This is a genomic window from Sodalis praecaptivus (genome assembly GCF_000517425.1).
Taxonomy (GTDB): Bacteria; Pseudomonadota; Gammaproteobacteria; order Enterobacterales; family Enterobacteriaceae; genus Sodalis_A; species Sodalis_A praecaptivus.
In genome coordinates, this window is record NZ_CP006569.1 from 2,590,572 (window position 1) to 2,603,092 (window position 12,521).

Below are 12,521 nucleotides of genomic sequence, written 5' to 3' on the forward strand. Positions count from 1 at the left end.
CGCATCATGACGGGCAAGGTCGTTAAAGGGTACTGCACGCTCTGCCGATCGCGCTGCGGTACGCTTAATCATATTGCAGACGACCGCCTGATAGCCGTCAGCGCGGACGCCAGCCATCCTACCGGGCAGGCGATGTGCCTGAAAGGCAAAGCGGCGCCGGAGCTGGTGGACAGCAGTGAGCGGCTGCGCTATCCCCTGCGCCGTACGCGGCCCAAAGGCGCGGCCGATCCGGGCTGGCAGCGGATAAGCTGGGATGAGGCATTAGCGGAACTGGCCGGCCAAATGGCGGCGATAAAAGCGCGCTCGGGCGCGCACGCTTTCGCCTTTGGCGTCACCACCCCCAGCGGCACCCCCCTCAGCGACAGTATCGATTGGATTGAGCGATTGATTCGCAGCTACGGCAGCCCCAACACCTGTTACGCTACGGAAATCTGCAACTGGCATAAAGACGTCGCCCATACGTTCACCTTCGGCTGCGGCATGCCGACGGCGGATTACCCCCATAGCGATCTTATCATGCTGTGGGGCCACAATCCCGCCAATACCTGGTTGGCGCAGGCCCATGCCATCGGCGAAGGTCGCCGCAACGGCGCCCGGCTGCTGGTCATCGATCCGCGGGAAACCGCCCTGGCGCAACAGGCCGACGTGTGGCTGCGCATCCGGCCCGGTACCGATGCTGCGCTGGCCATGGGGCTGGCCAATCTGTTGCTCGCGGACGGCGAATTCGACGCGCAGTTTATCCGCCGCTGGTCCAACGCCCCTGCCCTGGTCCGTGACGACAACGGTCAATTTTTACGCGCGGGCGACGTTGGCCTGCAACCGGCGGACGCCTTAACCTACTGGGACCGTCACGCCAATGCGGTGCGCGTCTTGCCGCGGCTGGAGGCGGTAGAGGGCGAATGGGACGAGACGGCGGCGGCGCTGCGTGGCCGTTTTCACCTCGCCACCGACACTGCGACACTCACGTGCCGACCGGCGTTTGCGCTCTACGCCCGGGCCTGTGCCGCCTATACGCCGGCGCGCACCGCCGCGCTGACCTGGGTATCGACCCACGATCTGCGCCGCGCGGCCGATCTGCTCGCCGCTGCCCACCGAGTCGCCTACCACGCCTGGTCCGGCGTCGCGCAGCAGACTAACGCCACCCAAACCGACAGAGCCATCGCCTGTCTGTATGCCCTGACCGGCAGTTTCGACGCCGAAGGCGGTAACCGCATTTTCGCCAAACCGCCCTACCGGCCGGTTAACGGCCTCGATCTCATCGACCCGCGTCAGCGGGAAAAAGCGCTGGGTTACGCCGAGCGCCCGCTGGGTCCGCCGGCGCAGGGCTGGATCGCCGGCCGCGATCTGTATGAAGCGATCCTGACCGGCAAACCCTATGCCATCGAAGGGATGCTGGCCTTCGGCACCAATATTCTGGTTTCTCAAGGCGACACCGCGCTGGGGGTCGAGGCCCTGACCAAGCTGCCGTTTTATGCGCATTGCGATCTGTTCCTCAACCCCAGCGCCCACTATGCGGACATCGTGCTGCCCGTCAACACCCCCTGGGAGCGGGAGGGGCTGCGTATCGGGTTTGAAATCTCTTCCCGCGCTGAAACGCTGATCCAACTGCGCCCGCAGATGGTCTCCTCGCGCGGTGAAGCCCGCTCGGATAACGACATCGTTTTTGCCCTGGCGAACCGGCTGGGGTTACAGGAGACCTTTTTTGGCGGGACGCTGGAGCAAGGCTGGAACGCGATGCTGGCGCCGACCGGGCTCACCGTGGCCTGCCTGCGCGCACAACCGGGGGGCGTGACGGTCCCCGTCGCACCGCGTGAACGGCACTACCGCGCAATCGGTTTCGCGACCGAAACCGGCAAAGTCGAATTGTACAGCGAACGGTTGCTAAAACACGGCTATCCCCCGCTGCCGACGTTTGACGACGCGACGCTGACGCAGCCGGATACCCGCTTTCCTTATGTATTAACCAGCGCGAAAAACGGCTTTTTCTGCCACAGCCAGCATCGCAGCCTCGCCAGTCTCCGGCGCAAGGCGGCCGATCCGGTCATCGAGATCGCCGCCGCCCTGGCGCGGCAGAAAGGTATCGCGGAGCAGGATTGGGTCCGCGTCACCACCCGTCTCGGCAGCGCCCGCTTCCGCGCCCGGCTGCGCGACTCGCTCCATCCCGGCGTCCTGGTGGGGGAATTCGGCTGGTGGCAGGATTGCGTCCCCTTGGGACAGCCGGGCATGCCTCTGCAGGGTGAGGGTAATAGTCACTATAACGGCCTCGTCGACGGCGCCAGGCGCGACCCCATCAGCGGCGCTACACCGCTGCGGGCGTTCGCCTGTGATGTGGCGCGTGAAGTCTCCCACGCTCTCGCGCCCGCCCGCTGGCAGGGCTATCGGCCGTTTATCGTCCAGCAATTGCACCAAGAGCGCCAGGATGTGACCCGCGTGACGCTGGCGCCGGCGGACGGCGGCCACGTCCCCGCCTTTCAGCCGGGCCAGCACGTCACGCTGCGCGTCGCGCTCAATGGGGAAGAACACGCCGCCGGCGAAGCGGCGGTGTTCGCCGTCCGCGCCTATTCGCTTATCGGCTCCGCGCTCGCACCAGACGCCGCGTGTTATCACATTGCGGTCCGCCACTTAAAGGAGACCGATGCCCAAGGCAACAGCCGGGAAGGCGCCGTTTCCGCCTTTATCAATCGCCACCTTCGCCCGGGGGATCGTCTGGAGCTGATGGCCCCCGGCGGCCATTTCGTCATCCCCTATCGCTCGCCGCGCCCGCTGGTGTTTTACGCCGGCGGTATCGGTATTACCCCGTTTTTAAGCGCGCTGGAAACCGCGGCCGACGCCGGCTCCCGCGCCCAGATACTGCTGCTCTATGCCAACCGCGATCCCCTGAGCCACGCATTTGACCAGCGTATCGCGGCGCTGCAGGCACACCTGCCCGGACTACGCATCATCCATCGCTACAGCCACCACCCCGCCGAGCCCGCCCTCGAGGGGCGGCTTAATGTGAGCCTGGTTGCGGACGCCTATTTCGCCCGTCGCGCGCTGCACTATTTGTGTGGCCCGCCGGCGATGATGGCCGCCATCACCGAACAGCTGCTGGCCAAGGGGGTCGCGCGTTTCGCTATCTTTCAAGAAGCGTTTCGCGCCCCGGCCGCCGCGGTTATCGCAAGCGATCGCCCGTTTAACATCCATTTTCAGCGCTCGGGACAACGGCACGTCTGGACCCGCGAATCCGGCCCGCTGTTGAGCTTCGCTGAACGACTCGGCATCCCGCTACCGAGCGGTTGCCGGGTGGGCCAGTGCGAAAGCTGCGCTGTCCGTATTTTACAAGGCGAGGTGAAACACCTGCATGCCGCCGCGCCCGATGAACCCGACACCTGCTTAACCTGTCAGGCGATCCCCATCAGCGACCTGACGCTGGATGCATGACCCGTTAGAGGTCAACCCTACTGCACATAACAAACGCGCCTGGCGGGCCGATAACCGCCCGCGGTATAGGCACCGCCCGGCGCAATAACATGACGCTACAGTGAGGATAAGAGGAGCAAAGCCATGAATGTGAGAACCGAGGTGCAAAGAGCAAAACCCCCCTCCGGGCGGATGGAAAACATCGCCATCGGGGTGAGTAACTGGTCGGAAAAATGGTTCCCCGAAGCCTATGTCTTCGCGGCGCTGGCGGTGGTGGTGGTGGTGCTGGCGGCAATGGCGATGGGTGTTCCCTTGGCGAGCGCCGCGCGCGGCTTCGGCGATGGCTATTGGAGTCTGATTCCGTTTACGATGCAAATGGCGCTGGTGGCCATCTCCGGCTATATCGTGGCGGTTTCGCCGCCGGCCGCCAAGCTTATTATGCGCCTCGCCGCCCTGCCCCGCGGCGCCAAGGGCGCGGTGGTGCTGATTGCCGCCGTTAGTCTCGGTTCCTCGTTGTTCAACTGGGCCATCAGCCTGGTCTTCAGCGGCCTGCTGGCGCGCGCCATGGCGCGCCGCGCCGATCTGACCATGGACTATCGCGCGGCGGGCGCGGCGGCCTATTTGGGCATGGGCGCGACCTGGGCGCTGGGTATCAGCTCGGCGCCGGCGCAACTGATGGCCAACCCCGCCAGTCTGCCCACCGGCCTGCTGGAAATAAGCGGCGTTATCCCCTTTACCGACACGATTTTTACCTGGCAATCGCTGCTGATGACGCTCATCCTGATCATCATTTCGCTGTGGGTGGCCTACCTCTCGGCGCCGACCGGGGCGCGCATCCGCACCGCCGCCGATTTGGGTGTGGACTTGACCGAGCCCAGCATGGCGGTCAACAAACCGCAACGGCCGGGGGAATGGCTGGAATACTCACCGCTGGTGACCCTTCTGCTGGCGCTGTTGAGCGTGCTGTGGCTGTACACGGAATTCACCAGCAGCAACCCGATACTGGTGATTTCCAACTTAAACACCTATAACTTTCTGTTTCTGACGTTGGGGATGATACTCTGCTGGCGGCCGATCCGGTTTATCCGCGCCTTTTCCAAAGCGGTACCTTCCGTGGCGGGCGTGCTGATACAATTTCCGCTGTACGGCGGGATCGCCTTCATTATGACCAAGACCGTTAATGCCGACGGCGAGACCCTCTCGCACCTGCTGGCGTCGGGCTTTGTCTCGGTCGCGTCCTCCGAATCCTATGCGGCGGTGATGGGGATTTACTCCGCGGTGCTGGGCTTTTTTATTCCCTCCGGCGGCGGCAAGTGGCTTATCGAAGCGCCCTATGTTCTGCAGGCGGCAAACGAATTGCGCGTCAATCTTGGCTGGGCGGTGCAGGTGTATAACGCCGCCGAAGCGCTGCCGAACCTCATCAACCCGTTCTGGATGTTGCCGCTTTTGGGGGTATTGGGGCTACGCGCGCGGGATATTGTCGGCTTCACCTTCACCCAGCTTATTGTCCACCTTCCCCTGGTGTTATTGCTGCTGTGGCTTTTCACCGCCACCTTTCATTACGTGCCGCCTATGGTGCCAGCGAAATAAGCGCCCCTGCGCGGCAATAATGCAACAGAAAAAGCGCCACAGTGGAGTTAACCTCTAGCGCATAATGCGCGATAAGACGGCGGGAAACTATTTTCTCCCGCCGTGACGTAGCGGGTAGAGGTTATTTTCTGCGTTAACTGATGCTGATACATCGCTATTTTATTAGCGATCGGCGGCAAAGCCGGCGGATAAACCTCGTTAACGGCGCATGCCTATTTCATGGCGTTACCCGACAGCGCCGAGACGCTATTTTGTCGGCAACGTTGCGACAAAAAAGCGCTATTTTTGGCATCGACGCGCGACGCTCAGACGTTATTACCGCATCGCCGCAGGCTCACCCACGTCTATTCGGGTGCAAAGAGCGCATTCAGCAGAATTCTATTCACTGCGCCCATGGCGAACGTTGCGGCGTCGTTTTTCTCACGCGATGTTGGTCACCATTGAATACGCGGCGCCCTTTTTTCGGCCGTAGAAAACGGGCCAAAGGGGTTCGAGGGGGCGCCAGTCAGCCCCCTCGCTGCCGACAACGCTGCGCCGTGACAGGTTAGCGCGGCGACGTTTGCCGCCGCCGTTATCTGCCCAGTGACGCGTTACTTACCCAAGCGCTGTTTTGCGACGCGTCCGGCGGCTAAATCCCAGGCGGCGGTGCCGACGGTTTTAAAGACGATGGGACGCGTGCTTTCCGGTGGTGCGGTTAACCCTTGGGCCAGGGAAAAGGTGGCGCGCCAGTCGATATTGGCTTGAATCAAATCCCCCGCCTCATGCCTGGCGCCGTCGGGATCGTCCAGGTAAATATCGCTGCCGGACAGCGTCACCGCGCCTATTTCCGCCATTTCCGGTTTGAAGGCGCCGACGCCGATAATCAACAGCCCCGCCCGCGCGGCCGCATTATATACCGGCCGCTGGCTGGTGGTCAGCGTGATGACAACCGACACGTTGTCCGGTATGGCGTCGCTGACGCAGGGGTGAAGATCGCCATGCAGCGGGCGCAGTTCATCACAAAACGCCTGCGCACGCGCCGCGCTGGTCCCGCGCACCCAGACCCGGCACGCGGGATACAACGCTGCGATAGCGAGTAAATGATAGCGGGATTGCGTTCCGCTACCGATGAGCAAGATTTCCCGCGGCGGCTCGGGCAGCAGCGCAATAATGCCAAGCATGGATACCGCCGCCGTCCGCCGGCCGGTCACTTCTGGACCATCTAGCACAAAAAGCGGCACGCCATTTTGCGCATCAAACACCGCCACCTGCCCGTGAAGGGTGGGTAAACCGAGCTGGCGGTTATCGGGCACCACATTCACCAATTTGTGTATCGCCAAATCCGGCGCGACGGCGGGCATACTGAGCATGACCCCTTTGTTGTTCAGCGGCACCACCATGCGTTCGGGGCTGAGGATCCGTCCCGCGGTATAATCGGCTACCGCCTGACGCAAAGCCTCGACGAGAGGTTTAAACGGCAATAAATCGGCGGTCTGTTTTCGGTCGAAGACCTGATAGGGATCTGGGGTCATATTCTTTCCTGTCGGCTGTGGCGTAAATAGTGCAAGGTAGTCTGCATAATAACGCATTTCATTGTTCCTTTCCCGCAAAATTACCCGAAAGGCGCGCTGAAATAACCCGATGTCGGCGCTAAGGGCAGGTTGCGCAATGATGCCGGCGGAGGTTGGTGAAATAGCCTTCCCGTTATTTTCAGCCATTGTCCTCGCTGCTATGGGCGACCGAAAAAATAACGGCATCACCTAGAGCTGCGTTGAAAAAAAATAACGGGTTTTTAAACGAACCCTAATGGCGGCAGAGGTCACCGTGGCGACATCTAAAGTCTAATTGTACCGGCCCGATGGCCTTATAACGGATAAGCGGGAAAAAGCCTTTACGCCGTCTGCGTTGCCGCACCCTTATTCGCACTCACCCTTGCGCGCCTTACCCCTGCGCTGACGCACCTTTATTCATTCGCACTCCCCCTTGCTCGCTTTACCCCTGCGCTGACGCGCCATGAAGTACGCTTACGCCCACTCTTCCGTACCCCATGGCCCATCACCCCTGCGGCGGCGCACCGTAAGACATATCCGCCATACCGGCATGACGCTCACTGACCAGCGGCCTGGCGTGGTGGGTTAGCCGCCCGGTTGTTGTCCCATAAGCTCATGATTTGCGTGATGCCCCCCTCTATCGCCGCCAGAGGGATACCATCGCGGGCCAGCGTCGAGATGCCCAGCAAGAAGCCATCGAACGCCACCGTCAACGCTGGAATATCGCTGTTGCGCTGCAGCTCACCCGTTTCTACGCCCCGCGCTAGGCAGCGTTGCAAGCCGCTGCGCGTACGCTGGCGGGAGTCCGCCAGCGGCTGCATCAGCGGCTTATTGGCCGCCGAGCAGGCCGTCATGACGCCGAGGGCCACCATACACCCTTGCGGATGCCCCGGCTCGCACTGCATGCGCGCGGATCGCAGCAGCGCAGTTTCAATGGCGGCGCGCGGCGGCAGCTCCGCCTGCCATAAAGGGTCGGTGACACGGCCGTAGGTGGTGAGATAGCGATCCACGGCTTCGCGAAACAGCGCCTCTTTGGAACCAAAAGCCGCGTAAAAGCTGGGAGCGGTGATCCCCCTCCCGATGGCGGCTTTCAACTGCGCCAGCGATGTCGACTCGTAGCCATGCTCCCAGAAAAGATGCATTGCCTGACTCACCGCCGCCTCCCGGTCAAAGGTCCTCGGCCGTCCCGTTCTCATTATTGCGCTCCAGGCTAAAGGTACTTATTTATACTAATCGATACATAAAAGATTGACAACCTACGGTCGGTCATATATTTATACCGTTCGATATATAAGTAACCTTCTCCGCCGCGTCACCGCGTTCTTCGGCTGGGGATTTTCCGGCGCGGCAGCGTATACCTTATATTTATACCAATTGATACAAAAGGTAATGATGATGACTCAATGGCCTTCGGTTAAGGCATCCCGTATTGCAGATCAGGGCGCACTGCCCGTTCTGGCATTGTTGGCGCTGGCCATGACCGGCTTTATTTGCATTCTGACCGAAACGTTGCCCGCCGGCCTATTGCCGCAAATCGGCGCCGGCCTGCATATCTCCCCCGCGCTGGCGGGCCAGATGGTCACCGCCTATGCCGCCGGTTCGCTTATCGCCGCCATACCGCTGACCCTCGTCACCCGTACCTGGCCGCGCCGGCAGGTGTTGCTGGCGACCGTTCTCGGTTTTCTGCTGTTCAATGCCTTGACGGCGGTAACCTCCCAGGTGGCGGTGCTCTTGACGGCCCGCTTTCTGGCCGGGGCCGCCGCGGGTCTGGCCTGGAGCCTGTTGGCGGGCTATGCCCGGCGAATGGTTCCGCCGGCGCAGCAGGGCCGCGCCATGGCGCTGGCCATGATCGGTACCCCCGTGGCCCTCTCGCTGGGGGTACCGATCGGCACTTGGCTCGGCACCCTCCTGGACTGGCGCATGAGTTTCGCCGCCATGTCGCTGCTGTCGCTGCTGTTGATGGCGTGGATTGTACTGGCGGTACCCAACTTTCCCGGCCAGCGGGACCGGCGGCAGGCGCGGCCGGGCACGGTGCTGCGCAACCCCGGCGTCCAGGCGGTGCTGGCGGTGGTCTTCACCTGGATGCTGGCGCATAACATTCTTTACACCTACGTTGCCCCCTTGGTGACACCCGCCGGGCTGGCGAACCGGGTAGATAGCGTGCTGTTGATATTCGGCCTGGCGGCGCTGGCGGGGATTGTCATTACCGGGCGGGTGATCGACCGCCATTTGCGCCGGGCGGTGTTGGCGTCGCTGTCCGGCTTTGCCCTGGCCGCGCTGGTTTTTGCGCTGAACGGCGTCTCCCCCGTGCTGATGTATGCCGGCGTCGCCGTCTGGGGGTTGACGTTTGGCGGCGCCGCCACGCTGCTGCAAACCGCGCTGGCCGATGCGGCGGGGGAAAGTGCCGATGTGGCGCTGTCCCTGAATGTCGTGACCTGGAACAGCGCCATCGCTCTGGGCGGCCTGGCGGGCGGGCTACTGCTGACGCACGGCGGCGTCAGTACGTTCCCGCCGGTGGTCATACTACTGGTCCTGACAGGCCTCGCTATCGCCTGGCGCGCTTCGGCCCACGGCTTTGTCGCGGGCCGGCGCCACTAGCGTTACGCCAGAAACGGCCTGTAACCCTGACGCGAATATCGCGCCGGCAACCGGATTCACCCTGGCGCGACGCTTCGCGCTGGACAGCCGTCGTTACCCTGATGCGGAGTATCGCGTCGGAAGTCTTTAATTATTCAGGCGCCGGTCGCCGCCCTTGGGCCCTGTCTTCACCCAAGCGCCGGACGCCGCCGCTCCACGACAGGAGAGCACACGATGATAACCCTTATACGCACCTGCTATGGCGCATTGCTGAGCGCCGCGCTGCTGTTCGCCGCGCCGGCGGCAGCCCAGGACCGCTTTTTACCGCCGGCCGGTTTTACGTCCGCCTATCAGACCATCAATCATGTCAGGTTACATTATGTCAAAGGCGGACAGGGACCGCTGGTTTTGCTGGTGCACGGCTTCGGCCAGTCCTGGTACGAGTGGCGCACGCTGATGCCGCTGCTGGCCGCGCAGCATACGGTGATTGCCGTGGACTTACCCGGCCTCGGCGATTCCGCCCCGCCCGTCAGCGGCTATTCCGGCGCAGCGATCGCCGACGCTCTTTACCGGTTGGCGCTACACCCTAGCCAAGGGCAACCCTTCTCATTGGTGGCCCACGATATCGGTATTTGGAATACCTATCCGCTGGCGGTAAAACACCCGCGCCATATCGATAAAGTGGTATTTATGGAAGCGCCGATACCGGATAAACGTCTGTATGACTTCCCGGCTTTCTCGCCGCAGGGTGAATCGCTGGTCTGGCATTTCAGCTTCTTTGCCGCCGGCGACAATCTGGCTGAAACGCTAATTGCCGGTCATGAAAAAACGTTCCTGACGCATTTTATCCGCTCCCACGCCACCCGCCAGGCGGCGTTTACGCCGCAGCTCCTGGACGGCTACGCGGCCGCCTATGCCAAGCCGTCCAGCCTGCATGCATCATTTGAATATTATCGCGCGCTCAACATCTCAATCGCGCAAAACGCCGTGCTGGGGCAACACCCGCTGCCCATGCCGGTGATGGCGATTGGCGGCGGCGGCCATGGCGGCATGGGGCAATTTCAGGTCGATCAGATGCGCCACTATGCCACACGGGTCACGGGCCATGTCCTGCCCGGCTGCGGCCACTGGCTACCGGAAGAGTGCCCCGCGACGCTCAATCCGCTGGTAGTGGACTTTTTGGCGCGCTAAGCCGGTGAGCGGACGGCCGCGTCTCCCCGCTCCGCCACCAGCACATCGATGAAGCAGCGGATCCGCGCGGCCAGATGTTTTTTGCTGGGATAAATAAGGTAAGCCGTGACATCGCGCGTGCGGCACTCGCTGAATAAGGGGACCAGGCGGCCATCAGCCACCGCCGCCCGCGTGATAAATTCCGGCAGTAGCGCGATGCCCATACCGGCCAGGGCGGCATCCCGAACCGCTTCAGCATTATCAAAATAGACCTTCTCCCGCCCCGCCACCGTGTGTAAGTCGCCGTCCGGCATCCGCAGTTGCCAGGGCAGCGGCGCACGGCGCGTGCCGTACATCAGTCGATCATAGCCGTCAAGCGCCTCAACGGAAGGAGGCATGCCTTTCGCCGCCAGAAAATCGGGCGCGGCGACCATTTGGCTGCTGTAGCGGGCGAGCGTCCTGATAATCAATTGTGAGGTATCGGCGGGGGGCTTGCCGAGGCGAATGGCCAAATCAAACCCCTCTTCAATCAGATCGCTAACGGCATCGCTGAAATTGATTTCGACGTCGACTTCCGGCCAACGCCGAACAAAGTCGCTCACCACCGGTAGAATATGCACGCGGCCATAGGTGACCGGCAGCGTGATCTTTAGCGTGCCTTTGGGGTACGGCTTCTCCTGTTTTATCAGCGCTTCCGCTTCGGCCAGCTCCTGTATGGCCTGTGCGCAGCGTTCATAAAACAGCTGGCCGTCCGTGGTCAGCGTCAGGCTGCGCGTCGTGCGGTGAAACAGCCGTACCCCCAAATGCGCCTCCAGTTTTGCGACAGATTTGCCAATAGCGGAACGCGTCAGCCCGCGCTTTTTGGCCGCCGCCGCAAAACTGCCCGCCTTCACCACCGCAATAAACGCCTGTAGGCTGGTTATCTCCATTTCGCTTCCTCCACCGCTTCGGGACGCCACGCGGCCACTGTGTAGAAATTAATTCACCAATGAAACATTTATAGTTCATCACGTGAATGTAATTATCCTTTGGAGGCATTATCGATGTACAGCGAATCTGTGAACCGTCTTTTAGAACAGTGGCGCACCAGCGCCGCGCCCCTTGAACGCGCGCTCAAGGGCGAGCCGGGTGCGGATTGGCCCGAGGCGCGTGAAAACTATCTTGCGGCGCTTGCGACCCTCTTCCCCGCGCCGCCGGCGGTGCATATTGCCGACACGATGCTGGCCGGGCAGCCCACCTCGCTTATCACCCCGTCGCAAGCCGAGCAGCCCGCAGGGTTTATTACCCCGCCGCGGCCCGGCCAACCTACCGGGCTCGCTCCACGGTCGCAACCGCACGCGCGGCGCGTATTGCTCTACCTGCACGGGGGCGGTTATGCCAGCGGCGGCCGCCGCGGTTATCACGGGCTGGGCGGTCGTTTCGCCCGGCGGCTTAATGCCCAAGTGTACATCCCCGACTACCGGCTGGCCCCTGAGCATCCCTTTCCCGCCGCTATCGACGATGCGTTTGCCGCTTATCGCGCGTTGTTGGCGGACGGCGCCGAACCGGCGTCCATCATGCTCGCGGGCGATTCGGCCGGCGGCGCGCTGGTGGTGACGCTGCTGCGTAAAATTCGCGATGCCGGTCTGGCGCAGCCGGCGGGCGGTGTGGCGCTCTCTCCCTGGGCCGATATCAGCCAGAGCGGGGGATCCGCCGTAAGCAGGGAAGGACGGGATCCCCTCTGCGGCGTCGCGTTTCTCAATCTCTTGGCGCGCAACTATCTCGGTGCCGTAGCCGCCACCCATCCCGATGCCTCGCCGGTATTCGCCGACGTCAGCGGTATCGCGCCGGTGATGATTCAAGTTGGCGAAAACGAAGTGATGCTAAGCGACGCCCTGCGGCTGGCGGCACGGCTTGGCGAGCAGCGCGTCCGCGTCACCCTGGAGGTTTGGCCGGCGATGTTTCACGTCTGGCATCTGTGCGCGGACGTCCTCCCCGAGGCGGAACGGGCCATTGCCAACGCCGCCGCGTTTCTTCTGGGTACCCAGGCCGACCGATAACCTCCCCGGCCCGCCATAGCCTCGCGATCTACGGGAGAAGGCAGAGCGTCTTACCTTACGCCGGCGCTCTGACACGGCTTCACCGCCCGAATAGCGGCAGAGGGGCTGAGTGTTTACGCCGGCGCTTTGGCACGGCAGCACCGCCCGGATAGCGGCAGAGGAACCGAGTGTTTACGCCGGCGGCCAATCCGCTGGTGTCGGTCTTGTGGTCCCACGG

Annotated in this window: 8 protein-coding genes; 5 read left to right on the forward strand and 3 right to left on the reverse strand. The window is 62.6% G+C overall.

Annotated elements, in window-relative coordinates:
* Positions 1-6: 6 nt before the first annotated feature.
* The gene (locus SANT_RS11445; protein WP_025422431.1) at positions 7-3,420 is read left to right on the forward strand and encodes a molybdopterin-dependent oxidoreductase; all 3,414 of its coding nucleotides are present in this window, start codon (positions 7-9) and stop codon (positions 3,418-3,420) included.
* 123 nt (positions 3,421-3,543) lie between these two features.
* Positions 3,544-4,989, forward strand: a complete 1,446-nt coding sequence (locus SANT_RS11450) for a short-chain fatty acid transporter (protein ID WP_237234610.1) — start codon at positions 3,544-3,546, stop codon at positions 4,987-4,989.
* 590 nt (positions 4,990-5,579) lie between these two features.
* Here the strand turns inward: SANT_RS11450 and lhpI are convergent.
* Together lhpI and SANT_RS11460 are read right to left on the reverse strand one after the other, a co-directional pair.
* Positions 5,580-6,500, reverse strand: a complete 921-nt coding sequence (gene lhpI / locus SANT_RS11455) for a bifunctional Delta(1)-pyrroline-2-carboxylate/Delta(1)-piperideine-2-carboxylate reductase (protein WP_025422433.1) — start codon at positions 6,498-6,500, stop codon at positions 5,580-5,582.
* Positions 6,501-7,075: 575 nt separating this feature from the next.
* On the reverse strand, positions 7,076-7,714 hold the full coding sequence (locus SANT_RS11460; protein ID WP_420480342.1) for a TetR/AcrR family transcriptional regulator: 639 nt from the start codon (positions 7,712-7,714) through the stop codon (positions 7,076-7,078).
* Positions 7,715-7,913: 199 nt separating this feature from the next.
* Here SANT_RS11460 and SANT_RS11465 point away from each other — a divergent pair, with 199 nt between their 5' ends.
* Both SANT_RS11465 and SANT_RS11470 read left to right on the forward strand, forming a co-directional pair.
* Positions 7,914-9,116, forward strand: a complete 1,203-nt coding sequence (locus tag SANT_RS11465; protein WP_051440160.1) for an MFS transporter — start codon at positions 7,914-7,916, stop codon at positions 9,114-9,116.
* 213 nt (positions 9,117-9,329) lie between these two features.
* On the forward strand, positions 9,330-10,286 hold the full coding sequence (locus tag SANT_RS11470; RefSeq protein ID WP_148296277.1) for an alpha/beta fold hydrolase: 957 nt from the start codon (positions 9,330-9,332) through the stop codon (positions 10,284-10,286).
* Here the strand turns inward: SANT_RS11470 and SANT_RS11475 are convergent.
* Complete coding sequence (locus tag SANT_RS11475) at positions 10,283-11,194, reverse strand: LysR family transcriptional regulator (protein ID WP_025422437.1); 912 nt, start codon at positions 11,192-11,194, stop codon at positions 10,283-10,285. The genes SANT_RS11470 and SANT_RS11475 overlap by 4 nt on opposite strands.
* 114 nt (positions 11,195-11,308) lie before the next feature.
* Here SANT_RS11475 and SANT_RS11480 point away from each other — a divergent pair, with 114 nt between their 5' ends.
* Positions 11,309-12,304, forward strand: a complete 996-nt coding sequence (locus SANT_RS11480; RefSeq protein ID WP_025422438.1) for an alpha/beta hydrolase — start codon at positions 11,309-11,311, stop codon at positions 12,302-12,304.
* Positions 12,305-12,521 lie beyond the last annotated feature (217 nt).